Origin of the sequence: Sinomonas sp. R1AF57 (assembly GCF_002224485.1) — a bacterium.
Lineage (GTDB): Bacteria > Actinomycetota > Actinomycetes > Actinomycetales > Micrococcaceae > Sinomonas > Sinomonas flava.
In genome coordinates this window covers 915,914-941,655 of record NZ_CP022463.1, presented here as the reverse complement: position 1 = coordinate 941,655, position 25,742 = coordinate 915,914, and the positions used below count along the sequence as shown (strand labels likewise).

Genomic DNA, 25,742 nt, shown 5'->3' with positions numbered 1-25,742 from the left:
TAGTCGGGTGAGCCAGACCCCCACCCTCGCCTCCCGCTACGGCACGCCGCGGCGCGGGCTGCCGAAGCGCACTGCGCGGATCCTCGTCGTCGTCGCCCTCGTCGTCGGGATCGCCGTGGCTGGATGGCTCACCGTCCTGAGCACGACCCGCAACGCCGTCACCTCCAAGGACATCGGCTTCCGGACGCCGGACGCCTGGCATGCGGAGCTCGACTTCGCCGTGACGAAGGACGCCTCGGCGAGCGCCGTCTGCGCCGTCAAGGCCCTGTCCGAGACGTACGCCGTGGTGGGGTACCGCGAGGTGGCGATCGGCCCGGACCGCAGCGCAACGGGCACGACGACGTCCTCCACCACCGCGGCGCTGCGCACCGAGAGCGCGGCCGTCTCAGCGATGGTCGACTCGTGCTGGCTCACGTCCAGGTAGTCGGTGTGACGCGGGACACGCCAGGCGCCGTCTTTGGCTTGGGCTCCCCCGATCATTAGAATGTACTAATACCCATTGCCCCGCCGGTGGCCAGCAGCGCTCCCGAGGCATCCTGCCTCAGGGGGTTTGCGCACAGCCGCAGGCGGGGTATTTGCATGGAAAGACGTGACGAGGAGACAAGATGTCCACCACGACCCATCAGGGCGGCGCCTGGCTCACGCAGGAGGCGTACGACCGACTCAAGGCCGAGCTGGACCACCTTTCGGGGGCTGGCCGACACGAGATCGTCGAGAGGATCGAGGCCGCCCGCCAGGAGGGCGACCTCAAGGAGAACGGCGGCTACCACGCGGCCAAGGAGGAGCAGGGCAAGATCGAGGCCCGCATCCGCCAGCTGACCGAGCTGCTGCGCAACGCGCACGTCGGGGAGAAGCCGGCCGACGACGGCGTGGTCGAGCCCGGCATGCTCGTGGTCGCGAAGATCGCGGGCGAGGAGGAGCGGTTCCTCCTGGGCTCGCGCGAGATCGCCGACGGCGGCAGCGACGTCGATGTCTTCAGCGAGAAGTCTCCGCTCGGCGCCGCGATCGTCGGCCACAAGCAGGGCGACAAGCTCTCCTACACCGCGCCGAACGGCAAGGAGATCGCGGTCGAGATCATCTCGGCCACGCCGTACAACGGCTGAGCCTCGCCACAGCCCAGCAAGCACTGCACACACGACGGCGCCGCCCCCGCTCGGGGAGCGGCGCCGTCGCCGTTGCTGGTCCGCACGTCCTGGTGGGAGGGCCCGATCAGCTAGGAGATGGCCCGGCGGGGCCGATGCGGGCGCATGACCAGGGCCGCGACGACCCCGCCCGCGAGGCCGAACAGGTGGGCCTGCCAGGAGATCCCGCGCCCGACCGTCGGAAGCACCCCGAGCAGGACGCTGCCGTAGGCGAGAAGGAGCCCGATGGCGAGCAGGATCTGCCACCACGAGCGATTGAAGAATCCGCGCACGAGCAGGAAGCCGAACAGCCCGAAGATCACCCCCGAGGCCCCGACCGTGACCGAGTGGCCGAAGAGGCTGCCGCCGAACAGCCACACCCCCACGCCGGAGGCGAGCCACGAGAGAGCGACGGCTGTGAGGAACTGCCGCAGGCCTGCGAGGAACGCGAGGAAGCCGAAGACCACGAGGGGCAGCGTGTTGGCCGCGAGGTGGTTCCAGCTCGACGCGTCGTGGACGAGCGGCGAGGTGAGGATGTCCGGAAGGCTCGTCACGTCCCGTGGCCGGATGCCGAACGTCAGCGAGAGCCAGCCGAACGTGAGCATGTTGGCCACTTGGATCGCATAGAGGACCGCGATGATCCCGGCCATGGTGGCAATGCCGGCCCGGGCCCGGCTGGCGAGCTCCGCCTGTCCCGCTGACGCCCTCCGGACCATGCGCTTCCCGCTCAGACGTGGATGACGATCGGCTGGAAGCCCTCTGCCCGCAGGGCGCGGAGCACCTGCTCGCAGTGCTCGTGGCCGCGGGTCTCCATGTCGATGGTGATCGCGACGTCGCCCATGCTGATCGAGCCGCCCACGCGCGTGTGGTCCACGCCGGTGACGTTGGCGTCGTTCTCCGCGATGATGCGGGAGATCGTCGCGAGCGATCCGGGCCGGTCGTCGAGCATCATCCGGACGGTGAAGAAGCGCCCCGCGGCGGCGAGGCCTCGCTGGATGACCTTGAGCATGAGCATCGGGTCGATGTTGCCGCCGGAGAGGATCACGGCAGTCTTCTTCGCGTTGATCCCCAGCTCGGCGAGCTTGCCGTCCATGAGGGCCGCGACGCCAACGGCGCCGGCAGGCTCGACCACGAGCTTGGCCCGTTCCAGGAGGAAGACGAGGGCCCGGGCGAGCGACTCCTCGCTCACGGTCACGAAGTCGTCGACGAGTTCGCGGATGATGCTGAACGGAAGCTGGCCCGGGAGGCCCACCGCGATGCCGTCCGCCATGGTCGAGGTGCTCTGGAGGGGGACGAGCGCGTCGGCGGCGAGGGACGGCGGGTAGGCGGCCGCGTTCTCAGCCTGGACTCCGATCACCTTGATGTCCCGCCCGAGCTCCTTGGCCTTGGCCTTCACTGCGACGGCGACCCCAGCGAGGAGGCCCCCGCCGCCGACGCCCATGATGATCGTGTCGACGTCGGGCACCTGCTCGAGGATCTCGAGGCCCAGCGTGCCCTGCCCGGCGACCACGTCCGGGTTGTCGAAGGGGTGGACGAAGACCGCGCCGGTCTCGTCCGCGTAGCGCTTGGCCTCGGCGAGCGCCTCGTCCACGTTGTGCCCGTGCAGGACGACCTCGGCGCCGTGCGAGCGCGTGGCCTGCAGCTTGGGGAGGGCGACCCCGAGCGGCATGTAGATCCGGGCGCGGATCCCGAGGCGCTTCGCGGCGACGGCGACGCCCTGTGCGTGGTTGCCGGCCGAGGCCGCGACGACGCCGCGCGCCCGCTCCTCGTCGCTCAGGCGCGCCATGCGCACGTAGGCCCCGCGGACCTTGAAGGAGCCGGCCCGCTGGAGGTTCTCGCACTTGAAGTAGACCTCGGTGCCGACCTGCGCTCCCAGCGCCCGGGAGGTTTCGATGGGAGTCTTCGCAATAATCCCCTCGAGCAGCTCCTGCGCGCTCAGGACGTCGTCCAGCGTCACAGCGAGAGTCGAGAGAGTTTCCATGCGCGTGTGCTCCTCAGCAGTGGCAGTCAGTCGGCGGCCCGGGGCGGCTCCGGCGCCGCACCGGCGTCGGGCTCTGCAACAGGCACGTCTCCAGTTTCCCACGCCCGCGAGGCGATGTAGCGCACAGCTGAATTTGCGACCGCGAGCGTGGGCACCGCGAAGAGGGCGCCCGGGATGCCGGCCAGGAACGAACCGGCCGCCACGGAGAGGATCACGGCGACCGGATGGAGCGAGACCGCCCGGCCCATGATGAGCGGCTGGAGGATGTGGCTCTCGAGCTGCTGCACGGCCAGGACGATGACGAGCATGATCACCGCGTTGACCAGGCCGTTCGCCACGAGCGCGAGGAGGACGGCGACGACGCCGCTCACCAGCGCGCCGACCACGGGGATGAACGAGAACACGAACACGAGGATCCCGAGCGGGAGCGCCAAGGGGACCCCCAGGATCGCGGCGCCCACGCCGATGCCGATGGCGTCCACCGCCGCGACGACGACCTGGATGCGGACGTAGTGCACGAGCGAGGTCCAGCCGACGCGTCCGGCGCCGTCGGTGGCGGGGCGCGCGGCGCGCGGCAGCAGGCCCACGAGGAACCGCCAGATCCGCTCGCCCTCGAGCAGGAAGAACGCGAGGACGAAGAGGGCGATGAGGGCTCCCGTGAGGATGTGCCCCGCCGAGGAGCCGACGGAGAGCACGCCGCTCACGAGGCTGCCCTGGTTGTTCTGCACGATGTTGCGGGCGTCCGCGATGTACGTGTCCATCTGGGCTGCGGTGATCTGCAGAGGGCCCTCGGCGAGCCAGCGCTGGATCTCGGACAGGCCCGCGAGCGCCTCGTCCCACAGCTGGGCGAAGCCTGCCGAGATCTGCCGGCCCACGAGCGTCAGGAGGCCGGCGACGACGGCCACGAATCCGATCTCGGTGATGGCCACGGCCAGCCCGCGCGGCATCCCGGCCCTCATGAGCCAGCCCACGGCCGGGGCCAGGAGCCCTGCGAGGAGGGCCGCGACGAGGACTGGGATGACGAGGAAGCTCAGCTGGGCGAGCCCCCAGGCGACGGCGGACGCGACGACGAGGATGATCGCGAGCCGCCACGACCACGCCGCGGCGATGCGCAGCCCGAAGGGGAGGTCGGCGTCGGTGACGGGGCGTGGGGGCAGGCGGCGCGGGCTGGTCGGCTCCATGGGCCCATCCTGCCAGAGCGCTCAGCGGCCCGAGCACTCGGAGGCCCGAGCGCTCAGACGCCCGGGCGCTCAGAGGCTCGAGCCGATGCCCCATCGCATGGACGCCGTCTCTCCCGGGTCGAGCCACCCGAGCCCCTCCCCCGAGTTGAAGGCGTTGGCGGGCCCGGTCATGGGCTCGAGGGCCACGGCCTTCGTCCGCCCGGGGAAGGTCACGCTCACGAAGACGTGGACGTACCGGCACGCCGCCTCCTGCCACAGCCAGACCGAGCGGCCGTCGGGCGCCGTGAGCGTGCTGCGCGCACGCCCGTCCTGGAACTCGAGGTCCGTGAAGGCCGCATCGAGCGCGAGCTCCGACACGCGGCGGCCCCGGCGCAGGTCGTCCTCCCCTGCGGCCGGCTCGTGCGAGCGCGGGATGAGGCGCTCGTCCGCGACCAGTCTGGTGGCTGCCGGGACCGTGAGGACCAGGTCCTCGGTGGGCACGTCGCCGATGCGCAGGTAGGGGTGGGCGCCGAGCACCCATGGCGCGCGCCCGGGCGAGTGGTTCGTGAGGCTCTGCGTCACGCTCAGGGCGCCGGCGCCGTCGAGCGTGTACTCGACCCGGTGGCGCACGAGGAACGGGTAGCCGTGCTGCGGGAAGACGCTCGCCTCGAGGACCGCGGAGGACTCCGAGCGACCGATGAGCGCGTACCCGGTGTTGCGGAGGAGGCCGTGGCTCGCGTGGCCGCGAGACGGTTCGGTGAGGTCCAGCTGCTGCGGCCGGCCCTCGAGCGTCCACCTGCCGTCCTCGATCCGGTTGGCCCAGGGCGCGAGGGTGATGCCGGTCGCGCCGGGCGGGATCTGGTCGTCGCCGAACGTCTCGGTGAGCACGACGCCGTCGCGCGAGTAGGAGCGCAGCGTCGCGGCGAGCTCGGTCACCAGGGCGACGGCCCCACCCGAGCGGAGCTCGTACTGGCGCCCGGTGGCAGGGATGCTGGGAGAGGTCATGGAGTCACGCTAGCGGTCTTCCCTCCGGCCACTCCAGATGTTATCTTTTGTTAGAAACATTTTGTTCGTGTGAAGGGGGGCGGGCGAATGCTCGCAGCAGAGCGGCACGCGCGGATCGTCGCGGAGCTCGAACGGCGGGAAGCGGTGCGGGTCGCCGAACTCGCCGCCACCCTGGGAGTGTCCGAGATGACGATCAGGCGGGACATCGAACACCTCGAGGCGCAGGGGCTCGCACGGCGGGTCCACGGGGGCGCCGCACGCCCGGCGGACGTCGGCTTCGCCGACCCGGGCTTCGCCGTCAAGAGCGAGCAGAGGCCCGACGCGAAGAGCGCGATCTCCCAGCGCGCCCTCGAGCTCGTGCGGCCGGGCGCGACCATCTTCGTCACGGCGGGCACCACGACCTTCGCCTTCGCCCACCTTCTCGGCTCGGTGCCGGACCTGACCGTCGCGACCAACTCGATCAAGGTTGCGGAGGCGCTGGGCACTCCCTCCCAGGGAGGCGTGCGCACGATCCTCACGGGCGGCGAGCGGACGGCGTCGGAAGCGCTCGTCGGACCGCTGGCCACCGCGACGCTGGCGGAGCTGCACGTGGAGACGTGCTTCATGGGGGTGCACGGGCTCCATCCCCGGGCCGGCCTGACGACGCCCAACATGCTCGAGGCGGAGGTCAACCGCGCAGCCGCGGAGGCGGCCGCCAGGCTTGTCGTGCTGGCCGACCACAGCAAGTACGGCCTCGTGAGCCTCGCAAAGATCCTCCCGCTCGATGCGATCGATACCCTCATCACGGACGACGGCCTCTCCGAGGCCGCCCTCGACGAGCTCAGGCAGAGCGTGCCGGACCTCGTCGTCGCCCCCATCGCCTGACCCCGGTGTCCCCGACCCCCGGTGTCCCGACCCTCGGAGGAACCATGAGCGCGCACTCCCCCGCGGCCACCAGCACGCGGCTCTCCGACGGACGCGAGCTGATCTACTTCGACGACCCCGGCAGGCCGCCCCGCACGCCGCCGGCCGATGCACGGGGCCTTCCCGGGCGCGTGGAGCCCGGCGAGGTGCGGTACGACGAGCTCTCGGGCGACTGGATCGCCGTGGCGGCCCACCGCCAGTCCCGGACCCACCTCCCGCCGGCGGAGGCGTGCCCGCTGTGCCCGAGCACCCCGGGAAACCTCTCGGAAATCCCCGCGGAGGACTACGACGTCGTCGTGTTCGAGAACCGCTTCCCGTCCCTGGGACCCGCGCTCGCGGAGCTCCCGGACTCCCTGCCGTGGGGTCAGAGCGCCCCCGCCGCCGGACGGTGCGAGGTGGTCTCCTTCACCTCCTCCCACACCGGGTCCTTCGGCGGGCTGCCGTACGGGCGTGCGCGGACCGTCGTCGAGGCATGGGCCCACCGCACCACCGCTCTCAACGCGCTCCCCGGCATCCGCCAGGTCTTCCCCTTCGAGAACCGCGGCGCGGACATCGGCGTCACGCTGCACCACCCCCACGGCCAGATCTACGCCTACCCCTACGTGACGCCCAGGGCCGCGCAGCTCGGTGCCCGCGCGCGGCGCTTCTACGACGAGGCCGGCGGCCGTGCGACGCTCCTCGGGGCGCTTCTGGACCGCGAGCGCACGGCGGGCGAGCGCATGGTCCTCGAGGGCACGCACTTCAGCGCCTACGTGCCCTTCGCCGCACGCTGGCCGCTCGAGGTCCACCTCGTCCCCCACCGGCACGCCGCGGACTTCGCGGACCTCACGGGCGAGGAGAAGGACGAGCTCGCCGAGGTCTACCTGCGGCTCCTGCAGGCAGTGGACGCGCTGTACGACACCCCCACCCCCTACATCGCCGCCTGGCACCAGGCGCCGCTCGACACCGCCCTGCGGCCCGCGGGCAGGTTCCACCTCCAGCTCACGTCCCCGCGCAGGGCGGCGGACAAGCTCAAGTTCCTCGCGGGCTCGGAGGCCGCGATGGGCGCCTTCATCACCGACACCACGCCCGAGCAGGTCGCCGGGCGCCTCCGCTCGGCGCTCGCCGGGATCACTGCCCCGGCGGCCGAACCCAGCACAGGACGAAAGGCGCGCGCGTGAGCTCCCCGATCCCCGACCAGGCCGGCCCCGTCCTCGAGGCCTTCGCGGGAGCCTATGGCGACATGCCCGACGGCGTGTGGCAGGCCCCCGGACGCGTGAACCTCATCGGCGAACACACGGACTACAACGAGGGGTTCGTGCTTCCCTTCGCCATCGACCGCTCCGCCCGCGTCGCCGTCCGCGCCCGTCCCGACCGGCGCATCCGGCTGGCCTCGACCTACGGGCGGGAGGGCGTCGTCGACCTCGGCCCCGACGGGATCACCCGCGAGGCTGCGCGCGGCTGGACGGTCTACCCGGCCGGCGTCGTGTGGGCGCTGCGGCAGCGCGGTGTCGAGGTCCCCGGCTTCGACCTCGTGCTCGACTCGAACGTGCCGCTGGGGTCAGGGCTGTCGTCGTCACACGCGATCGAGTGCGCCGTCGCCATCGCACTCTCCGAGCTCAGCGGCGCCCAGCTCTCCACGGAAGAGCTCGTGCTGCTCACGCGGCGGGCCGAGAACGACTTCGTGGGTGCACCCACGGGCATCATGGACCAGTCGGCGTCCCTGCGCGGCACCGCTGGCCACGCGGTGTTCCTCGACTGCCGGAACCAGCACGCCGAACTCATCCCATTCGACGCCCCCGCCACAGGGCTGACCGTGCTCGTCGTCGACACGAAGGTCGCGCACTCGCACGCCGACGGCGGCTATGCGAACAGGCGGGCGGCGTGCGAGCTCGGGGCGGAGGTGCTCGGGGTGGACGCGCTCCGCGACGTCGCCTCGGCTGACCTGGCGGAGGCGCGGGGCCTGCTCGACGAGGTGACGTTCCGGCGCGTGCGCCACGTCGTCACCGAGGACGAGCGCGTGCTCCGCACCGTCGAGGTGCTTCGCTCGGAGGGACCGGCCGCGATCGGCCCCCTCCTCGACGAGAGCCACGCATCGATGCGGGACGACTTCGAGATCTCGTGCCCCGAGCTCGATCTCGCCGTCGAGACCGCCCGGGCGAGCGGCGCCGTGGGCGCCCGCATGACCGGGGGCGGGTTCGGCGGCTCGGCGATCGCCCTCGTGCCGACGACGGCGGAACGCGCCGTCCGTGACGACGTCGCCGCGGCCTTCGCCCGGGCTGGCTACCGCGAGCCCGAGGTCTTCAGCGTCTCGCCCGCAGACGGGGCGCGCCGGCTCCTGTAGCGCTGGAGGTAGGCAGGAGCCTCGGAACCAGCAGCGGAAGCCTCAGAGGTAGAGGCCCACGTCGCTCGCGGGCTCGTCGCGCTCGGCGACGGCGTGGAGGTCGCGCTCGCGCAGGAGGATGTAGTCGTGGGCCGAGACCTCGACTTCGGCCCGGTCCTCGGGGTCGAAGAGAACACGGTCGCCGACGGCGACCTGGCGCACCGTCGGTCCCGCGGCCACGACCTCGGCCCATGCGAGGCGCTTCCCCAGCATGGCGGTCGCCGGGATGACGATGCCGGAAGCCGAGCGACGCTCGCTCGCGTCCTTGTCGAGCGCGACCAGGACCCTGTCGTGGAGCATGCGCAGCGGGAGCCGGCTCGGGGCTGCAGGAGGTTTGGGGGCGGTCGCGGCGGCGGCGTCGGGGTCTCGGTGTGGCACCGCATCATTCTAGGCGAGCGACGTCCGGGGAACTCTTTCCCGGCGCCGTTCGTGGAACGGACAGCGTCCTCACGCGGACTACTGAAGCCGCGGACCGGGACAATCGACTGGCACCACACCAGCCGACCACCATCGCCCGCCACCGCAGCGGGCCGTCGACAAGGAGCCGACACATGGCATTCGGGGGGAACCCGGTCTTCCGGGGGAAGAACTTCAGAAGCGCCGTCACGACCGCACCGCCTGTCCCGCACGCACCCCACGGGCAGCAGCCCTACGGCCAGCAGGCTCCGTATGGGCAGCAGAACCCGTACGGTCAGCCCTACGGCCAGCAGGCTCCATACGGCCAGCAGGCTCCGTACGGCCAGATGAGCCCGGAGCAGCTCGACCAGATGTACAAGGCGCCGTCGGCCGGTCCGGTCGAGACGGGCCGCATGACCTACGACGACGTCATCATGAAGACGCTCGCGTGCCTCGGCTTCGTCGTCGTCGGCGCAGCCGTCACGCTGTTCGTCCCCGCCGGCGCGGCGATGGGCCTCATGGTCCTGGGCGCCATCGGCGGCTTCGTCCTCGCCCTCGTCAACTCGTTCAAGCGCGAACCCGTCGCTGGCCTGATCCTCGCCTACGCGGCCCTCGAGGGGCTGTTCCTGGGGGGGATCACCCGCGTGATCGACGGCATTGCCCCCGGCGTGGGCTTCCAGGCCGTCCTGGGCACCGTCGCGGTCGCGGGCGTCACCCTCGCCCTCTACAAGAGCGGCAAGGTGCGCGCGACTCCGGGCCTCATGAGGTTCTTCCTCATCGCGATCGTCGGCTACCTGGCTTTCAGCCTCATCAACCTCGGGCTCGTGATGTTCGGGGTCGTCTCGAGCCCGTGGGGCCTCCGGGGCATGACGATCATGGGCATCCCCCTCGGCGTGATCGTCGGACTCATCGCCGTCGTCCTCGCCGCGATCTCCCTGATCCTGGACTTCAACAGCATCGAGCAGGGTGTGCGCGCAGGGGCTCCGCGGCGCTTCGCCTGGACCGCGGCGTTCGGCCTCACGGTGACGCTCGTCTGGCTCTACACGGAGATCCTCCGCCTGCTCGCGATCTTCAACAGCAACGACTGACGCGCGACGGCGGATCTGCCGCCGCCGCTCCAGAAGGCCCTCGGACCACACGGTTCGGGGGCCTGCGTCGTCCGGGGGCTTTCGTCATGTCCGGCAACGACGGTGCAGCCATCGTGAAGCTGGAGACTCGGGCCGCTGACGCGTCTCTTCACAGTTGTTACCGGATCGCGACGTTCGGCGGGCTGCCGACCCGGCTTCGGGGCCATGGCGCACAGGTACGATGGCGTTCCAACGGGTGATCAACGTCACAGCTCGTCGTGATGATGCACGCCCGCCGGACCCACTGCCCGGCCTTGCCCACAGGCTGGCCGGCGCCCGGACCTACGGAGGCCCCCTACGTGAAAAGCGCAGCCCAGGCCGCCCACCCGCCCAGGGTGCTGGCGGTCGCAGGTGCCCTGATCGGCGCCGTCCTCGCCGTGCTGCTGGCCTTGGCGCCCGCGGCCGAGGCGACCAGCTCGCCGAGCCCGTCGCCCAACCCCTCGCAGACGGTGTACCAGAATACGATCAGCGGCTTCCTGAGGAATGAGGGCCAGCCGCTGCAGAATGTCGAGATCAAGGTGAAGGGCAACGGCTTCGAGGGCAGCACCCGCTCGGGAGCCAACGGCGCCTGGTCGGTCGGCGTGCCGAGTCAGGGCACGTATCAGGTCGAGGTCAACACCTCGACGCTCCCCGAGGGGGTCAAGCTCGCGGACGGGCAGGAGAACCCGCGCAACGTCACGTTCAATCAGACCTCCAACGTCAGCGCGATCTTCGCCTTCGGCAAAGGCATCCAGGTCGCCCAGGCCAACCTGGGCCAGGAGATCATCAACCGGCTGGTCGCGGGCTTGAGCTTCGGCCTGCTGCTCGCACTCTCGGCGGTCGGCCTGTCGCTCATCTTCGGAACCACGGGCCTCACCAACTTCGCCCACGGCGAGATGGTCACGCTCGGCGCCGTGACGGTGTTCGGGCTGGCGGCGGCGGGACTGCCGTTCTGGCTCGCGGTGCTCCTCGCCCTCGTGGCGAGCGCGGCGTTCGGCTGGGTGCAGGACGCCGCACTCTGGAGGCCCCTGAGGCGCAGGGGCACCGGCCTCGTTCCGATGATGATCGTGAGCATCGGCCTCGCCCTCGCGGTCCGGTACGTCATCCTCTTCTTCTTCGGCGGTGCCACCCAGCAGCTCCCCTACGCGCAGAGCCCGGACATCCAGCTCGGCCCCGTCTCGATCTCGCCGAACAACCTGTGGTCCCTGCTCATCTCCGCCGTGGTGATCGCAGCCGTGGGCCTCGTGCTGCTGAGGACCCGGCTGGGCAAGGCGACCCGCGCGGTCGCCGACAACCCCGCGCTCGCCGCCGCCTCCGGCATCGACGTGGACCGGGTGATCCGGATCGTGTGGGTCACGGGCGGCCTCCTCGCCGGCCTCGGCGGCATCCTCTGGGCCTACTACCGGCCCGGGGTCACCTTCGACATGGGCCAGCAGATCCTGCTGATGATCTTCGCCGGGGTGACCCTCGGCGGCCTCGGGACAGTCTTCGGCGCCCTCGTCGGATCGGTCGTGGTCGGCGTCTTCGTCGAGCTGACGACCGTCTTCGGTGTCTCGAGCGACCTCAAGTACGTGGGAGCCCTGGCGATCATGATCGCCGTCCTCCTGTTCCGGCCACAGGGCATCCTGGGCCGCCGCGAGCGAGTGGGCTAAGGGAGAGACCCTCATGGACTTCGGATTCATTCTCACCAACGCGCTCGGCGAGCTCGTCAGCCCCACGACGGCGGCCTACGCGCTCGCGGCGCTCGGCCTCGCCGTGCACTTCGGCTACTCCGGTCTGCTCAACTTCGGCCAGGCCGGCTTCATGGCGGTCGGAGCCTACGGGTTCGCCATGTCGGCCATCCATCTGGGCACCCCCTTCTGGGTCGGCCTCCTCATCGCCGTCGTCGCGTCGGTGGTCTTCGCACTCCTCCTCGGCGTCCCGACGCTGCGGCTCCGGGCCGACTACCTCGCCATCGTCACGATCGCCGCGGCCGAGATCGTCCGCTACGTCGTGACCACCAACAGCCTCACCTCGGTGACTGGCTCGGCGAACGGCCTGGCAGCCTTCCGGCAGGACTTCCTCCGGCTGAACCCGTTCCCCGAAGGGAACTACTTCGGCTACAGCAGCCCGGACTTCTTCTACCGGTTCTTCGGCTGGGGCATCGTGATCATCGCGGGCGTGCTCGTCTGGCTGCTCATGCGCAGTCCGTGGGGCCGCGTCCTCAAGGGCATCCGCGAGGACGAGATGGCCGTCCGCTCGCTCGGGAAGAACGTCTACGCCTACAAGATGCAGGCTCTGATCATCGGGGGCATCCTCGGAGCACTCGCAGGCATGGTCTTCACCCTCCCCCGTGACGTCGTCCAGCCCTCGAACTACGGGACGGAGCTGACGTTCTTCCTGTGGACGTGCCTCCTCCTCGGGGGCATGTCCACGGTGCTCGGCCCGGTGGTGGGCGCGATGATCTTCTGGGTGGTCCTCTCCCTCACGCAGGGCGTCCTCTACGGCCTCATCGAGTCCGGGGCCATCACCTGGCTCACGACCACGCAGGCTGGGCAGCTCCGCTACATCCTTGTCGGGGTGGCGCTGATGCTGCTCATGATCTTCCGGCCGCAGGGCGTGTTCGGCAACAAGAAGGAACTGGCATTCACATGAGCCATGCTGCATCCTCACCCCAGGGCCCGGCCCGCGAGCCGGGCCTGTCCGGCAACGAGTACATGACCGACTCCAGGCCCATCGCCGAGGGCGAGCCCGGGCCCGGCTGCCGGAAGAGGGACCCGATCGTCATCGCAGACAATGTCAGCCGGAGCTTCGGCGGCATCAACGCGGTCGACGTCGAGCACCTCGAAATCCCCCGGCACAAGATCACCGCGCTCATCGGCCCCAACGGTGCGGGCAAGACGACGCTGTTCAACCTGCTCACCGGCTTCGACACGCCCAATTCGGGCAAGTGGCAGTTCGAGGGCAGGGACCTCGCGGGCGTCTCCTCCTACAAGGTCGCGCGGATGGGCATGGTCCGCACGTTCCAGCTGACGAAGGTCATGGGCAAGCTCACCGTGATGGAGAACATGCGCCTCGGCGCCTCCGCGCAGCCCGGGGAGCGGCTCCGGAACGCGCTCTTCCAAGGCATCTGGGGCAGGCGCGAGAAGGAGATCACCTCCCAGGCCGAGTCGCTCCTGACCAAGTTCAAGCTGGACACGAAGCGGGACGACTACGCGGCATCGCTCTCGGGGGGCCAGCGCAAGCTCCTCGAGATGGCCCGCTCCCTCATGGTCAACCCGAAGCTCGTCATGCTCGACGAGCCCATGGCCGGCGTCAACCCGGCACTGACCCAGAGCCTCCTCGACCACATCAAGAACCTCAAAGCCGAGGGCATGACGGTGCTCTTCGTCGAGCACGACATGCACATGGTCCGCCACATCGCGGACTGGGTGGTGGTCATGGCCGAGGGCAAGATCGTGGCCGAGGGCCCACCCGCCGAGGTCATGAAGGACCAGGCCGTCATCGACGCGTATCTCGGCGCGCACCATGACGTGGACCTGGGCACGAGCGGCGGCGTCGAGGCCCTCGAGCAGGAGCTCGCGCAGGACGAGGAGTCGATCGTGGGGACCCAGGACGCCGGCATCATCGCACCCGAGAGCGTCCTCGGGGAGGCCGAGACGCTCAGGGTGGACGCTCCGAAGCCCGAGCGCGGCGCCGACACCGGGAAGGAGGAGGGGAAGTGAGCGAGAGCAGCACCAGCAGCCAGGGGGCCGGCACCGTGACGGACGAGCGCGTCGTGGCAGTCACGAACCTCGTGGCCGGGTACATCCCGGGCGTCAACATCCTCAATGGCTGCAGCATCGAGGCCCGCAAGGGAGAGCTCATCGGCATCATCGGACCCAACGGCGCCGGGAAGTCGACGCTGCTGAAGGCCATGTTCGGCCTCGTGAAGGTCCACTCGGGCTCCGTCGTCGTGCGGGGACAGGACCTTACTGGGCTCAAGGCGAACCGGCTCGTGAGCCGCGGCATCGGATTCGTCCCGCAGACCAACAACGTCTTCACGTCCCTCACGATCGAGGAGAACATGCAGATGGGCCTCTTCCAGCGGCCCAAGGTCTTCAAGGAGCGCTGGGACTTCGTGGTGGAGCTGTTCCCCGAGCTCGGCCGGCGGCGGGCACAGCGGGCGGGCTCCCTCTCCGGCGGCGAGCGCCAGATGGTCGCCATGGGGCGTGCCCTCATGATGGAGCCGGCCGTCCTGCTCCTCGACGAGCCCTCGGCGGGCCTGTCCCCCGTCAAGCAGGACGAGACGTTCCTCCGCGTCCACGAGATCAACCGTGCGGGCGTCTCGGTCATCATGGTGGAGCAGAACGCCCGCCGCTGCCTCCAGATCTGCGATCGGGGCTACGTGCTGGACCAGGGCCGCGACGCCTACACGGGCACCGGACGCGAGCTCCTGAACGACCCGAAGGTCATCCAGCTCTATCTGGGCACCCTTGCCGACACCGTGGAGGGCGAGGACAGGTAGGGCGTCCGCTGCCGCACACCACACGGGAGGGCCCCGGTTCCTGAAGGAACCGGGGCCCTCCCGTCATGTGCGTCGGAGGAGGCGGGCTCAGCTGAGCTTGCCGTACTCCTCCTTGATCGGCTGGGGGACGTTCTTGTCGTCGAACTGGTAGATGCCGATGTAGGCCTCGGTCGGATCGCCCGCGTCGGAGAAGGTCACCGGCCCCGACTTGCCGTCGTAGTCGATGTCCTTGCCCTGGCGCAGGAGGGTGACGCAGGACGCGAAGTCGCCGCACTTCTCGCCGCCCTCGGAGACGTCCTTGAGGTGCTTGGCGATGTCGACGCCCTTGGTGCTCTTGGCCTCCTCGGCCGCGAGGGCAATGAGGTTCACCGCATCCCAGGACTCGCCGGCGTAGGAGTAGTCCTTCAGGGACGGGTCGATCGCGAGGAGCTGCTTCTTGAAGTCGTCCTTCGCGAACGTGCCCGGGATCGTGCCCTGCGCACCCTTGAGGGTGCCGGCCTGGAAGTCCTTGCTGTAGTCGGAGGTGTTGCCGTCCACCATGAACATCGACGTCGGCTTGACGCCCTTGCCCGTCAGCAGCGGGACAATCTGCTTGGCCTGGTCGAAGGTGATGAGCGCAATGGCATCCGGCTTGGCCGCGAGGACCTTGTCGACCTGGGTGCTGAACTGCGAGTCGCCCTCGTTGAACAGCTCTTCGGCCACGACCTTGCCGCCGGCAGACTGGAACGCGTCCTTGATGTTCTTCTGCAGGCCCGTGCCGTAGGCGTCATTGAGGACGATCATCCCGAGCGTCTGGGCCCCACAGCTGGCGATGTAGTTGCCGAGCACGCGGCCCTGGAGGACATCCGAGGGAGCCGTGCGCCAGTAGAGCCCCTTGTCGTCCCAGGTCGTGAAGTCGGGCGAGGTGTTGGCGGGAGAGAACTGCACGACGCCCGCGCCCGTGATCTGGTTGATGACCGTCTTCGACACGCCGGAGGACGCCGCGCCGATGATGGCGCTCACGTTCTGGCCGAGAAGGTTCGTGACGGACTGGGTCGCAATGTCGGTCTTCGTGTCACCGGAGTCCCGGTGGATGACCTCGATCGGCTTCCCGAGCACACCGCCTGCGTCGTTGACCTGCTTGACGGCGAGGTTGACGCCGGCGATCTCCGGCGGCCCGAGGAACGCGAGGGACCCGGTCGTCGGAAGCAGCGAGCCGAGCTTGAGCGGAGTGTCTGTCGTGCTCGTGGCAGGGGGAACCGATCCGGACGCGCCGGTGGCGGCCGCCGTCGCGCCGCCGCTTCCGCTCTGGGGCGCGGGACACGCAACGCCCTGCGGCGCCGCGCTGGCGGAGCTGCTGCCAGAGGACGTACTCGAGCCTCCACCGCATGCGGTGGCGAGAAGGGCGACGCCGACACCGAGCGCGGCGAGTTTCGCCGCCCGGGGCGTAGCCTGAAGGCGCTGAATCATGCGTAATCTCCTCCATCGAAGGTGCCGGGCACCCTGATGCGAACAACCAGGTGTTCCTGATTAGAAGACAGGCTAATTCAACGCTTAACCCTGAATACAGTGTTTCAGGTCACATGCTGGTAACGGATGGAGACCACATGCAAGACGTGCCCCAGCAGGGACTCGAACCCTGACTGAGCGGATTTTAAGTCCGCTGCCTCTGCCGATTGGGCTACTGGGGCGTGCACACCAGCCTAGCGAATCCGGGCCGACGCACGACGGCGGCGCCGCGCCTCCCGCAGGAGGCGCGCCGCCGCCGTCATGACTGCCGTAGCGGCCGGACGCCCGACTACTTGGTTCCGGCGGGAACCTTCTCCGCGGCGGGCGCGGCGGGGGCAGCGGGCTTCGGGGCGGGACGGGCGGCCGCCTCGAACGCGGCGCGCGGGTTGTCGAGCCCCTGGATCGGGGTGGTGTCGCGCCCGGCGAACAGCGACGAGAACCAGTCGAGGATGACCCGGAACTTGCGCTCGGCCGTGGGGATCGCCATACCGTGGTAGCCGCGGTGGGCGAGCCAGGCGAGCGGGCCCTTGAGGCCGATCCGGCCGAACAGGTTGATGTTCGCGACGCCCTTCCAGGCACCGAAGCCGGCAACGGCGCCGAGGTTCTTGTGCTTGTAGTCGGTCAGCGGCTTGTCCCAGCGGCTGGCCCACAGGTTCTTCGCGAGGACCTTGGCCTGGCGCAGGGCGTGCTGGGCGTTCGGAACACACGTTCCGTCCGGGAGGCCCTTGCCGGTGAGGTCGGGCACCGCGGCGATGTCGCCAGCGGCCCAGGCGTTCTCGATGATGCCCTCGTCACCTGCGATGCGCAGGTCGGGCAGGACGCGCACGCGGCCGCGCGGCTCGAGCGGGAAGTCGGTCGAGCGGACCATGGGGTTGGCCTGGACGCCGGCGGTCCAGATCAGGGTGTCCGCCTCGAACTCGTCTGCGGGGGCCTTGTCCGGCATGGTGATGAGCTTGAGCGGCCCCTCGGCGCTGGCGAGGGACGTGTTGAGGAGGACCTCGACGCCACGGCTCTTGAGGTGCTCCACGACCCAGTCGGCCTGCTCGGCCGTGACCTCGGGCATGATGCGGCCCATGGCCTCGACGAGCACGAACCGGACCTCGTCCTGGTGCAGGCGGCCATTGTTCCGGACGGCCTCACGGGCGAGGTCCTCGAGCTCGGCGATCGTCTCGATGCCGGCGAAACCGCCGCCGACGACCACGAAGGTCAGGGCGCGCTTGCGCTCCGCCGGGTCGGTCGCGGTCGAGGCGAACTCGATGCGCTCCAGGACCTGGTTGCGCAGCGCCACGGCCTCCTCGATGGTCTTGTTGCCGATGCCCTTGTCGGCGAGGCCGGGGATCGGGAACGTGCGGGTGATCGCGCCCGCGGCGAGGACGACGTCGACGTACGGGACCTCGACGGTGCCCTGATCGCCCGGAAGGGCGACGACGGCCTTGCGGTTCTCGTGGTCGATGGCCGTCACGGAGCCCTGGATGACCTCGGTCTTCTTCAGGTGCTCGCGGAGGGAGACGACGGCGTGGCGCGCCTCGATGTTGCCGCCGGCCACCTCGGGCAGGAACGGCTGGTAGGTCATGTAGGGAAGCGGATCGACGACGGTGACGATGCCACCGGCCTCGGCGATCTTCTTCTGGAGGTTGAGGGCGACGTAGAGGCCGACGTAGCCGCCGCCGACGACGAGGACGCGGGGGCGCTCGACAAGCTGCAGGGAGGAGGAAGGCATGGGACCAGCGTAGCAGCTTGTGAAAATATTCACTAGCGGTCCGTGGGGCGCGTCCTCGATGCAACGCGGCGCATGTGGAGCGCTCCCGTGATGGCGATCCCGACGATGAGCGACGAGCACCCGACGACGACGATCGGCGGCCACGGGTTGTCCGCGGGGGACGGCTCATGGGGCACGGGCGCGGCCGGCTCCGGTAGCGCTGCCGCCGGGGCCGAGGAGGCAGCGGCCGCGCCCGGGGCGGCGGTCGCGGGCGTGCCCTTCCGGTGCACGCGGATCCAGTCCGCGATCGACCCGAGCGGGTTGGCCGCTGCATCCGGGACGTCGGCCTTCAGGGCGGCCTCGGCGTCGAGGATCCCGAATCCGTAGATCGGGTCCTGGCCAGCCGGCCCGGCGTCTTTGGCGGTCGAGAGAATCCGGTTGATGACCTGCGAGGCGCTCATCGCGGGCCATTTCGCGCGGATCAGCGCCGCGACCCCCGAGACGATCGGCGCCGCGCCGGAGGTGCCGGCCCATTCGGCGTACTGGCCCCCGGGCATGCCGCCCACGAGGCCTTCGGCGGGCGCGGCCACGCCGATGCTGATGCCCTGCGCCGAGGAGTCGACGCTCGCCGTGCGGGCCCTGTCCAGGCCGGCGACCGTGAGAACGCCCGGGATGGTCGCGGGTGCGCCCACCTGGACGTTGCCTCCGCCCCGGTTCCCGGCGGCGGCCACGATCACGACGTCCTTCTGCTCGGCGTACAGGAACGCCTCGTCCCAGCTCTGGGGCCACGCCGGCGAGGAGCTGCCGAGGGAGATGTTGATGACCTTCGCGCCCTGGTCCACGGCCCAGCGCACCGCGTCGGGAATCTGGTCCTGGTCGGACCGGCCCGACGGATTCACCGAGCCGAGCCAGGTCGAGACGGTCAGGAGGGAGGCCTCCGGCGCGACACCGACGACGCCGTCGGGGCCGCCGGCCGGGTCGGTGTCCTTGGCCTGGGTCGCGTGTCCGCGGCCGGCGAGCATCGTGGCGACGAGCGTGCCGTGCTCGGGCTTGGCGCCGAGGGGCTTCTGGCCGTCCGGCGCGCCTGCACCCGAGGCGTCGTGGCCGCCGACGACGACGCCGCGGAGGTCCGGGTGCCGGCCGTCGATTCCGCTGTCGATCACAGCGACCTTGACCCCGGCGCCCTTCGAGACCTGCCAGGCCTTGTCGATTCCGTACTCGGCGATCCAGTACTCGCGGTCACGGATGCTGTCCGCTCTAGCCGGTGCCGCCGGGACCAGGAAGGCGGCGACCGCGGCGGGCAGGACTGCCGCCACCGCGACCAGCACCGCGAAGAGGGCCGCGGCCGCTCGGGCCCCTGCTCGGTTCCGCGTCACGGCGACTCGGGGGCCAGGGTGCTCAGGGCAATGCCGTCGAGGATGTCGTGCTCGCTCGTCACGGCAGTGGTGATCCGGCCTTCGCTGAGCTCTCCCATCCGCGTGAGGATGCGGCGCCACACGAGGGCGCCGGCACCGATCACGTCCACGCGTCCGGGATGCATGTAGGGCAGGGCGGCCCGCTCGGCGTGGCTCATCTCCAGCAGCGACGTGCACGCGGCCGCGATCTGCGCTGTCGGGAGCTCGGTGCCGTGGATGCGCTCGGGCAGGTACGACGGCAGCTGAAGGGCGTGCGCCGTCACGGTAGTGACCGAGCCGGCGACCCCGATCACCGCCCTGGCCTCGGCCAGGGGCACGGCGGCGAGGGCCTGTTCGATGCCCGCGTCGACGTCCGCCTCGGCGGCTGCGATCTGCTCGGGAGTCGGAGGGTCGGACCGGAGGTGCCGCTCGGTGAGGCGCACGCAGCCGATGTCGACCGAGCGCGCTGCGCGCACGCCCTCGGCGTCTCCGAGGACGAATTCGGTGCTCCCGCCGCCGAGGTCGACGACGAGGACGGGGACGCCCGGCTCGAGGGCGAGGACGCTGGCCGCTCCCGCGAAGCTCAGGGCCGCCTCCTCGTCTCCGCTCACGACCTCGGGCTCGACGCCGAGCCGGGCCCTGATGCCGTCGACGAAGACGCTGCGGTTGCGGGCATCGCGGGTCGCGGACGTCGCGACGAAGCGGATGCGCTCCGCCCCGAGGGAACGGATCGTCGCGGCGTAGTCGTCCGCGGCCGCGAAGGTCCGCTCGAGCGCCTCCGGGGCGAGCTCGCCGGTCGCGTCGACGCCCTGCCCGAGCCTCACGATCCGCATCTCGCGGTGAACGTCGGCCAGGCGGGGTGGCCGCTCTGCCGCCCCACCGCCGTCGTGCGCCTTGGGCCCGTCCGCACCCGCATCGGCGACCAGGAGGCGGATCGAGTTGGTCCCGCAGTCGATCCCCGCGACCCTCACGCCTCTTCGCCGCCCTCGCTGCGCTCAGCTTCGGTGGCGGAGTCTCCGGCGCCGGACCGCCTGGCGGGCGCCGGCCGGCCGGTCATCGACGGCAGGCCCTGCGGCCCGTGGCGCGAGAGGTCCCGGCTGGGCGCCGCGCCCTCCGTGTCCCACGCTCCTTCGCACCAGCACCGGTCCCGTGTCCACCATTCGGCGATGCGCTCGATCGCCTCGTCCCCGAGGGGGTTGACGCCGGGCCCCATCGCGAGCGACTGCCCGACGAGGACGTGCAGGCACTTGACCCGGGAGGGCATGCCGCCGGCGGAGACGCCGTCGATCTCGGGGACGGGACCGGTCCCGGCCCGCCGCCCTATCTCCTCGCGGGCGGCGAGGTAGGCCTCGTGCGCCGCCCGGTAATACGCGGCGAGCTCTGGGTCCGCCTCGAGGCGCGCGTTCATCTCGGCCATGACGCCGGCGGCTTCGAGCCGCGAGACGGCAGACGTGATCACGGGGTGCGTGAGGTAGAAGGTGGTCGGGAACGGCGTGCCGTTGCCCAGCCGCGGCGCCGTGGCCGCCACGAGGGGGTTGCCGCAGACGCAGCGGGCCGGGATGGCGACGACGTCGCGCACCGGCCGGCCGAGCTGCCGGCTCAGCACCTCGAGGTCGGCGGGCGTGGGCGCGTCGCTGGGCGCCGTGGAGTTCTCGGTCACGATGGTCCTTGCTTGGTCGGTCAGGGGCGGCTCAGCCGCGGGAGCTGCTCACTCCGTGGCGGCACGGACGAACGAGTCCCAGAAGCCCTCGGCCCACGGACGGTCTCCCCCGCTCTGGGATGCCGGGCTCCCGGCTGCCGGCGACGTGGAGCCGACGTCGCCGAACACCCAGTAGGACGTCTCGCCGGGCATGACCATGTTAATGCGGTCGCGGGCCTGCTGCTTGACGTAGTTGGGGTCTTCCCACCGCGAGATCGACTGGCGGAGCCCGTCCTGCTCGGTCTTCCTCGCCGCGATGTCCTGCTCGAGCGAGCTGATCTCGGCACGCTGGCTCAGGAACACCCGCACCGTCGGGGCGAGCATGACCGTGATCGCGACGAGCACGACCGCGAGTGCGAGGATCCGGCCTGAGAACGCCCGGGCCGGGACGGGCGCCTCCGCGGCCGGGGTCGCGGCGCGTCCCGACGGCGCCGCAGCGCGGGACGACGACGCCAACGACCCTGAGGCCGTCTTCGGCGCGGCTGCGCTCGGGCGGGCGGCGTCCTTGGGGGCGGGACCGCCGGCGGGGCCGCCGGTCGCGGGCGCGGGCGGCCTGCGCTTCGTGCCGGGGGTGCGGGGCACCGCCGGTCGACGCGTGGCCATGTGCGCTCCTCACGTGGGACGGGGCCGCTGGATGCACAAACGGCCGCGGCGGCCATGGTGTCTTCCACCATAGCCGCCGCGGCCGGCGAATCCGTGCAGGCCCCCGGGCGGGTGCCGGACTCCTAGGTTCCGTTCAGCTGGCCGAGGGCTCGGCCGCCGAGGGTGGCTCAGCCCTTGAAGCGCGGGAAGGCGCTGCGGCCCGCGTAGCGGGCGGCGTCGTCGAGCTCCTCCTCGATGCGCAGGAGCTGGTTGTACTTGGCCACGCGCTCGGAGCGGGCCGGGGCACCGGTCTTGATCTGGCCGGCGTTGGTGGCCACGCAGATGTCGGCGATCGTCGTGTCCTCGGTCTCGCCGGAGCGGTGCGAGGTGATGGTCGTGTAGCCCGAGCGCTGGGCGAGCGACACGGCGTCGAGCGTCTCGGTCAGCGAGCCGATCTGGTTCACCTTCACGAGCAGCGAGTTGGCCGTGCGCGCGTCGATGCCCTGCTGGAGGCGCTCCGGGTTGGTCACGAACAGGTCGTCGCCCACAAGCTGGACCTTGTCGCCGATGCTCTCGGTGAGGATCTTCCAGCCCTCCCAGTCGTTCTCGTCAAGCGGGTCCTCGATGGAGACGAGCGGGAAGTCGTTGACGAGCTCGGCGTAGTACGCGCTCATCTCGGAGGCGGAGAGGGACTTGCCCTCGAACTGGTAGGCACCGTTCTCGAAGAACTCCGAGGAGGCGACGTCGAGGGCGAGGGCGATGTCCTTGCCGGGGGTGTAGCCGGCCTTCTGGATGGCCTCCGTGATGAGCTCGAGGGCCGCGCGGTTGGAGGGCAGGTTCGGGGCGAAGCCGCCCTCGTCGCCCAGGCCCGTCGAGAGGCCCTTCTCCTTCAGCACGCCCTTGAGGCTGTGGTACACCTCGACGCCCCAGCGGAGGCCCTCCGAGAAGGTCTCGGCGCCGAGCGGGGCGATCATGAACTCCTGGATGTCCACGTCGGAGTCTGCGTGGGAGCCGCCGTTGAGGATGTTCATGAGCGGCACGGGCAGCACGTGCGCGTTCGGGCCGCCCAGGTACTTGTAGAGCGGGAGGTTGGCCGAGTCCGCAGCGGCGTTGGCGACGGCGAGGGAGACGCCGAGGATGGCGTTCGCGCCGAGGTTGGACTTGTTGGCGGTGCCGTCCAGGTCGATCATCGCCTGGTCGATGGCACGCTGGTCAGTCGCGTCGAAGCCGTTCAGCGCCGGGGCAATCTGGTCGAGGACCGCCTCGACCGCCTGCTGGACGCCCTTGCCCAGGTAGCGGCCCTTGTCGCCGTCGCGGCGCTCCACAGCCTCGAATTCGCCGGTCGATGCGCCCGAGGGGACGGCCGCGCGTCCGAGGGAGCCGTCGCTGAGCAGGACCTCGACCTCGACCGTCGGGTTGCCGCGGGAGTCCAGGATTTCGCGGGCGTGGATGGCATCGATAAGCGCCATGGATGTGCTCCTTGGTGGAAACGTGCTGACTTCGAAGGTGGTGATACCAGGGGTGACCACGGTGTCGTCCCCAGCCTAGTCGGCCCCCAGCTGGCCCGCGACCATGTGACGCCTGCCCTCCGCGGGCGGCTCGGGCCGGCAGCCGGCCCGCTCAGAGACGCCCGACGGCGGTGCGCAGCGCCCGCTCGGAGTCGAGCCCCCGCGCCCGGGCCGCCCGGACGACGCCGAGCAGGAAGTCCCCGAGTTCCTCCTCCGTCCCGAACGCCGAAGTCACCCCCTCTGACGCCGAAGTCACCCCGTGTGGGGCCGAGGTCACCCCCTCTGACGCCGAAGTCACCCCGTCGAGCGCACGACGCCGCTCCGCCCGCCCGAGCGCCTTGTCCGCGAGGGCGAGCGCCGGAAGGTGCCGCGGAAGCCCCTCGAGCGCGGTGGGGCCGACAAGGTGCGGCGAGGCGTCGCCGTCGTCCGCGGTTCCCTCGGCGAGTGCCGCCTTCTCCGCGCGCTTCGCCTCGTCCCACGAGGAGATGATCTCCTCGACCGTGGCCGGGAAGCTCGGCTGCAGGCCGCCGTCAGGCGTGAAGACGTGCCGGTTGCGGCGCACCATCTTCTCCGTGAGCGCCTCCGCCACCGCGTCGAGGTCGAAGGCGCCGCGCTCCCGCGCGATCTCGGCGTGCAGCACGACCTGGAGCAGGACGTCGGCGAGCTCTCCCTTGAGGTCTTCCTCGGGATGCTCATCCTCGATAGCCTCCACGAGCTCGTACGACTCCTCCACGAGGTACGTCACCAGGGAGGCATGCGTGAGCGCCGCCGTCCAGAGGCAGTGCTCGCGGAGGAGGCGGATCACCTCGACGAGACGGTCGACGGCGGCGCTCACGGTTGGCTCATTCCCTCGCCAGGGGCGCGCTAGCTGGAGAGGTTCGAGTAGGCCTCGTTGATGTACTCCACGAGGTCCTCGCGGTCCTCGAGGGGCAGGAAGGCCGCCTCGGCCGCATTGAGCGTGAGCTCGAGGAGGTCGTCGAGGTCGTAGTCGTAGGCCTCGACGAGGAGCTGGAACTCGTCCGTGAGGCTCACCCCGCTCATGAGCCGGTTGTCGGGGCTGACGGTCACGTTGAAGCCCAGCTCGTACAGCATGTCGAAGGGGTGGTCGAGGATGTCCTCTCCCCACTGGGAGATGGCCCCGGTCTGGAGGTTCGAGGACGGGCACAGCTCGAGCGGGATGCCACGGTCGCGGACCCAGGCGGCGAGCTGCCCGAGCGTCACGTCGAGGATCGGCACGCCATCCTCGTCGACCTCGTCGGTCGCCTCGACGGCGATGTCCTCGGCGATCCGGACGCCGTGGCCCAGCCGCACCGCGCGCCCGTCCACGAGCGCGGACTGGATGCTGTCGGGCCCGGCGGCCTCGCCGGCGTGGACCGTGGCGGGGAAGTTGTTCTGCGCGAGGTACCTGAAGGCCTCCGCGAAGCGCGACGGCGGGAACCCGTCCTCGGCGCCCGCGATGTCGAAGCCCACCGCGCCTCGGTCCCGGTGGCGCACGGCGAGCTCGGCGATCTCCATCCCGCGGTCCGCATGGCGCATGGCGGTGATGAGCTGTCCGACGGCGATGACGCGCCCGGTCTCCTCGACCGCGGCGACGCCCTCCTCGAGGCCGGCCTGGACGGCTTCGACAGCCTCGTCGAGCGTGAGTCCCCTCGCGAGGTGCTGCTCGGGCGCCCAGCGCACCTCGCCGTACACCACGCCGTCGTCCGCGAGGTCCTCCACGAACTCGCGTGCCACCCGGCGGAGCGCGGACGCGGTCTGCATGACGGCAACGGTGTGGTCGAAGGTCTCGAGGTACCGCGGGAGGGAGCCCGAATCGGCGGCCTCGCGGAACCATGCGCCCAGGGCGACCGCGTCCGTGGACGGCAGCTCGTGGCCGACCTCGGCAGCCAGTTCGATGATCGTGGCGGGGCGGAGGCCGCCGTCGAGGTGGTCGTGCAGGGAGACCTTCGGGAGGTTCCGCAGGTCGAAGGTCAGGTCCGGGGCGGCGTCGATGTTCGGCTCAGTCACGGGCTCAACTCTAGAGAAGCCCCGACCCGCGTTCCAGACGGCGCGCTACTCGCGCGGCGTGGTGGAACTCTCGTGCTCCCGCGGAGCGTAGTCGTCGGCGTGGGGGTGCGGGTGCTCGCGCAGCTCCCGCTCGTGGTCCGCGGCGGCGCGGGTTGCCGCCTTCCGAGCATCGACGGTGTCGCGCCAGCGGTGGAACAGCGTGATTGAGTGGTCGAGGGCCACGCCGAGGACGAGCGCGAAGACGACCGCCACGACGACGCTGAGCAGCGGGTTGTGGTGCAGCCAGGGGAAGGAGCTCGCCAGCAGGCCGACGCCGAGCGAGTAGCCGACCCAGGTCAGGCAGGCGAACGCATCGAGCCAGAAGAAGGTGCGGTGCCGAAACCCGGTGCTGCCGGACACGTAGTTGACCGCGACCCTGCCCCACGGGATGTAGCGCGCGGTGAAGATCAGCACCGCGCCGCGCTTGTCGAGCTCGTGGCGCGCCCAGCCGAAGACCTTCTGCACCTTGGGCCGGCGCATCCACTTCCACCGCTCCGTGCCGATCTTCCGGCCGAGCATATACGCCATGTTGTCGCCGGCGATCGCGCCGACGAGCGCCGTGAGGCCGAGGATCCAGAGGTTGGGCTCGCCGCTGTGGCGCCAGTAGGCCGCGAGCGCCACGATCAGCGTCTCGCTCGGAGCCACCATCGCGAAGCCGTCTATGAAGAAGAAGACGAGCAGGATGGGGTAGATCCACCATTGCCCGGCGGCATGGAGAATCACTTCATTGATGCTTTCCAGCATGCCGGGGACTCCTCGCGAATATCGGTCAGTCCAGTGTCGCACGCGGTCCGGCGCGCCGTCAC

Annotated in this window: 25 protein-coding genes and 1 tRNA gene; 10 read left to right on the top strand and 16 right to left on the bottom strand. The window is 70.7% G+C overall.

Annotated elements, in window-relative coordinates; genetic code table 11:
• The first annotated feature begins 7 nt into the window (after positions 1–7).
• A complete protein-coding gene (locus CGQ25_RS04395; protein ID WP_255405565.1) occupies positions 8–424 on the top strand; it encodes a DUF4307 domain-containing protein in 417 nt (138 codons plus the stop codon).
• 181 nt (positions 425–605) lie between these two features.
• On the top strand, positions 606–1,103 hold the full coding sequence (gene greA, locus CGQ25_RS04390) for a transcription elongation factor GreA (RefSeq protein WP_208711987.1): 498 nt from the start codon (positions 606–608) through the stop codon (positions 1,101–1,103).
• A 110-nt stretch (positions 1,104–1,213) separates the two neighbouring features.
• Here greA and CGQ25_RS04385 read toward each other — a convergent pair whose 3' ends face one another.
• The 4 genes from CGQ25_RS04385 to CGQ25_RS04370 all read right to left on the bottom strand — a co-directional run bounded on the left by CGQ25_RS04385 (position 1,214) and on the right by CGQ25_RS04370 (position 5,267).
• Entirely contained in the window at positions 1,214–1,837 is a 624-nt protein-coding gene (locus CGQ25_RS04385) for a rhomboid family intramembrane serine protease (protein ID WP_208711986.1), read from the bottom strand.
• A gap of 11 nt (positions 1,838–1,848) precedes the next feature.
• Entirely contained in the window at positions 1,849–3,102 is a 1,254-nt protein-coding gene (gene ilvA, locus CGQ25_RS04380) for a threonine ammonia-lyase (protein WP_208711985.1), read from the bottom strand.
• A gap of 26 nt (positions 3,103–3,128) precedes the next feature.
• Positions 3,129–4,283: an AI-2E family transporter gene (locus tag CGQ25_RS04375; protein WP_208711984.1), complete on the bottom strand. Its 1,155-nt coding sequence runs from the start codon at positions 4,281–4,283 to the stop codon at positions 3,129–3,131.
• Positions 4,284–4,352: 69 nt separating this feature from the next.
• Entirely contained in the window at positions 4,353–5,267 is a 915-nt protein-coding gene (locus tag CGQ25_RS04370; protein ID WP_208711983.1) for an aldose 1-epimerase family protein, read from the bottom strand.
• 87 nt (positions 5,268–5,354) lie between these two features.
• On the opposite strand from CGQ25_RS04370, the gene CGQ25_RS04365 reads away from it, so the two are divergent.
• The 3 genes from CGQ25_RS04365 to galK are packed head-to-tail and all read left to right on the top strand — an operon-like array spanning position 5,355 to position 8,493.
• Positions 5,355–6,131, top strand: coding sequence for a DeoR/GlpR family DNA-binding transcription regulator (locus tag CGQ25_RS04365; RefSeq protein ID WP_208711982.1), 777 nt, complete (start codon positions 5,355–5,357; stop codon positions 6,129–6,131).
• A gap of 44 nt (positions 6,132–6,175) precedes the next feature.
• On the top strand, positions 6,176–7,330 hold the full coding sequence (galT, locus tag CGQ25_RS04360) for a galactose-1-phosphate uridylyltransferase (RefSeq protein ID WP_208711981.1): 1,155 nt from the start codon (positions 6,176–6,178) through the stop codon (positions 7,328–7,330).
• A complete protein-coding gene (gene galK / locus CGQ25_RS04355; protein ID WP_369802291.1) occupies positions 7,327–8,493 on the top strand; it encodes a galactokinase in 1,167 nt (388 codons plus the stop codon). Before galT ends, galK begins: the two co-directional genes overlap by 4 nt.
• 42 nt (positions 8,494–8,535) lie before the next feature.
• On the opposite strand, the gene CGQ25_RS04350 is transcribed toward galK, so the two are convergent.
• Positions 8,536–8,832, bottom strand: a complete 297-nt coding sequence (locus tag CGQ25_RS04350) for a co-chaperone GroES (protein WP_208712876.1) — start codon at positions 8,830–8,832, stop codon at positions 8,536–8,538.
• Positions 8,833–9,083: 251 nt separating this feature from the next.
• Between CGQ25_RS04350 and CGQ25_RS04345 the strand changes: the two genes are divergently transcribed.
• The 5 genes from CGQ25_RS04345 (at position 9,084) to CGQ25_RS04325 (ending at position 14,520) form a co-directional block, all read left to right on the top strand.
• Positions 9,084–10,016, top strand: a complete 933-nt coding sequence (locus tag CGQ25_RS04345) for a Bax inhibitor-1/YccA family protein (protein ID WP_208711980.1) — start codon at positions 9,084–9,086, stop codon at positions 10,014–10,016.
• A 374-nt stretch (positions 10,017–10,390) separates the two neighbouring features.
• On the top strand, positions 10,391–11,686 hold the full coding sequence (locus CGQ25_RS04340) for a branched-chain amino acid ABC transporter permease (RefSeq protein ID WP_369802317.1): 1,296 nt from the start codon (positions 10,391–10,393) through the stop codon (positions 11,684–11,686).
• A 13-nt stretch (positions 11,687–11,699) separates the two neighbouring features.
• A complete protein-coding gene (locus tag CGQ25_RS04335; RefSeq protein ID WP_208711979.1) occupies positions 11,700–12,668 on the top strand; it encodes a branched-chain amino acid ABC transporter permease in 969 nt (322 codons plus the stop codon).
• Positions 12,665–13,738 carry an ABC transporter ATP-binding protein gene (locus tag CGQ25_RS04330; protein ID WP_255405563.1) on the top strand — a complete coding sequence of 358 codons (1,074 nt, stop codon included), beginning with the start codon at positions 12,665–12,667 and terminating at the stop codon, positions 13,736–13,738. Before CGQ25_RS04335 ends, CGQ25_RS04330 begins: the two co-directional genes overlap by 4 nt.
• A complete protein-coding gene (locus CGQ25_RS04325) occupies positions 13,735–14,520 on the top strand; it encodes an ABC transporter ATP-binding protein (protein ID WP_208711978.1) in 786 nt (261 codons plus the stop codon). The genes CGQ25_RS04330 and CGQ25_RS04325 overlap by 4 nt, the downstream gene beginning before the upstream one ends.
• An 87-nt stretch (positions 14,521–14,607) precedes the next feature.
• Here the strand turns inward: CGQ25_RS04325 and CGQ25_RS04320 are convergent, their stop codons facing one another.
• The 11 genes from CGQ25_RS04320 to CGQ25_RS04270 all read right to left on the bottom strand — a co-directional run bounded on the left by CGQ25_RS04320 (position 14,608) and on the right by CGQ25_RS04270 (position 25,677).
• Positions 14,608–15,969 carry an ABC transporter substrate-binding protein gene (locus CGQ25_RS04320; protein WP_208711977.1) on the bottom strand — a complete coding sequence of 454 codons (1,362 nt, stop codon included), beginning with the start codon at positions 15,967–15,969 and terminating at the stop codon, positions 14,608–14,610.
• 147 nt (positions 15,970–16,116) lie between these two features.
• Positions 16,117–16,190 (bottom strand) — tRNA-Leu (locus tag CGQ25_RS04315).
• Between the two features lie 107 nt (positions 16,191–16,297).
• Positions 16,298–17,728 (bottom strand): NAD(P)/FAD-dependent oxidoreductase, encoded by a 1,431-nt coding sequence (locus CGQ25_RS04310; RefSeq protein ID WP_208711976.1) that lies wholly within the window; start codon positions 17,726–17,728, stop codon positions 16,298–16,300.
• Positions 17,729–17,760: 32 nt separating this feature from the next.
• A complete protein-coding gene (locus tag CGQ25_RS04305) occupies positions 17,761–19,083 on the bottom strand; it encodes a S8 family serine peptidase (protein WP_369802290.1) in 1,323 nt (440 codons plus the stop codon).
• Positions 19,080–20,072, bottom strand: a complete 993-nt coding sequence (locus tag CGQ25_RS04300) for a Ppx/GppA phosphatase family protein (protein ID WP_208711975.1) — start codon at positions 20,070–20,072, stop codon at positions 19,080–19,082. Before CGQ25_RS04300 ends, CGQ25_RS04305 begins: the two co-directional genes overlap by 4 nt.
• Positions 20,069–20,761 carry a DUF501 domain-containing protein gene (locus tag CGQ25_RS04295; protein ID WP_255405562.1) on the bottom strand — a complete coding sequence of 231 codons (693 nt, stop codon included), beginning with the start codon at positions 20,759–20,761 and terminating at the stop codon, positions 20,069–20,071. Before CGQ25_RS04295 ends, CGQ25_RS04300 begins: the two co-directional genes overlap by 4 nt.
• A 48-nt stretch (positions 20,762–20,809) precedes the next feature.
• Positions 20,810–21,403, bottom strand: coding sequence for a septum formation initiator family protein (locus CGQ25_RS04290; protein ID WP_208711974.1), 594 nt, complete (start codon positions 21,401–21,403; stop codon positions 20,810–20,812).
• Between the two features lie 167 nt (positions 21,404–21,570).
• Positions 21,571–22,851: a phosphopyruvate hydratase gene (gene eno / locus CGQ25_RS04285; RefSeq protein ID WP_208711973.1), complete on the bottom strand. Its 1,281-nt coding sequence runs from the start codon at positions 22,849–22,851 to the stop codon at positions 21,571–21,573.
• A 151-nt stretch (positions 22,852–23,002) separates the two neighbouring features.
• Entirely contained in the window at positions 23,003–23,725 is a 723-nt protein-coding gene (locus CGQ25_RS04280; RefSeq protein ID WP_208711972.1) for a MazG nucleotide pyrophosphohydrolase domain-containing protein, read from the bottom strand.
• Between the two features lie 29 nt (positions 23,726–23,754).
• A complete protein-coding gene (locus CGQ25_RS04275) occupies positions 23,755–24,897 on the bottom strand; it encodes an adenosine deaminase (RefSeq protein ID WP_208711971.1) in 1,143 nt (380 codons plus the stop codon).
• A gap of 45 nt (positions 24,898–24,942) precedes the next feature.
• Complete coding sequence (locus tag CGQ25_RS04270; protein WP_208712871.1) at positions 24,943–25,677, bottom strand: DedA family protein; 735 nt, start codon at positions 25,675–25,677, stop codon at positions 24,943–24,945.
• Between the last annotated feature and the right edge of the window lie 65 nt (positions 25,678–25,742).

Bases quoted from the DNA above. Each gene is read 5' to 3' on its own strand.
- greA (WP_208711987.1), top strand. From the start codon at position 606: ATGTCCACCACGACCCATCAGGGCGGCGCCTGGCTCACGCAGGAGGCG.
- CGQ25_RS04385 (WP_208711986.1), bottom strand. From the start codon at position 1,837: ATGGTCCGGAGGGCGTCAGCGGGACAGGCGGAGCTCGCCAGCCGGGCC.
- ilvA (WP_208711985.1), bottom strand. From the start codon at position 3,102: ATGGAAACTCTCTCGACTCTCGCTGTGACGCTGGACGACGTCCTGAGC.
- CGQ25_RS04375 (WP_208711984.1), bottom strand. From the start codon at position 4,283: ATGGAGCCGACCAGCCCGCGCCGCCTGCCCCCACGCCCCGTCACCGAC.
- CGQ25_RS04370 (WP_208711983.1), bottom strand. From the start codon at position 5,267: ATGACCTCTCCCAGCATCCCTGCCACCGGGCGCCAGTACGAGCTCCGC.
- CGQ25_RS04365 (WP_208711982.1), top strand. From the start codon at position 5,355: ATGCTCGCAGCAGAGCGGCACGCGCGGATCGTCGCGGAGCTCGAACGG.
- galT (WP_208711981.1), top strand. From the start codon at position 6,176: ATGAGCGCGCACTCCCCCGCGGCCACCAGCACGCGGCTCTCCGACGGA.
- CGQ25_RS04350 (WP_208712876.1), bottom strand. From the start codon at position 8,832: ATGCTCCACGACAGGGTCCTGGTCGCGCTCGACAAGGACGCGAGCGAG.
- CGQ25_RS04345 (WP_208711980.1), top strand. From the start codon at position 9,084: ATGGCATTCGGGGGGAACCCGGTCTTCCGGGGGAAGAACTTCAGAAGC.
- CGQ25_RS04335 (WP_208711979.1), top strand. From the start codon at position 11,700: ATGGACTTCGGATTCATTCTCACCAACGCGCTCGGCGAGCTCGTCAGC.
- CGQ25_RS04330 (WP_255405563.1), top strand. From the start codon at position 12,665: ATGAGCCATGCTGCATCCTCACCCCAGGGCCCGGCCCGCGAGCCGGGC.
- CGQ25_RS04320 (WP_208711977.1), bottom strand. From the start codon at position 15,969: ATGATTCAGCGCCTTCAGGCTACGCCCCGGGCGGCGAAACTCGCCGCG.
- CGQ25_RS04310 (WP_208711976.1), bottom strand. From the start codon at position 17,728: ATGCCTTCCTCCTCCCTGCAGCTTGTCGAGCGCCCCCGCGTCCTCGTC.
- CGQ25_RS04290 (WP_208711974.1), bottom strand. From the start codon at position 21,403: ATGGCCACGCGTCGACCGGCGGTGCCCCGCACCCCCGGCACGAAGCGC.
- eno (WP_208711973.1), bottom strand. From the start codon at position 22,851: ATGGCGCTTATCGATGCCATCCACGCCCGCGAAATCCTGGACTCCCGC.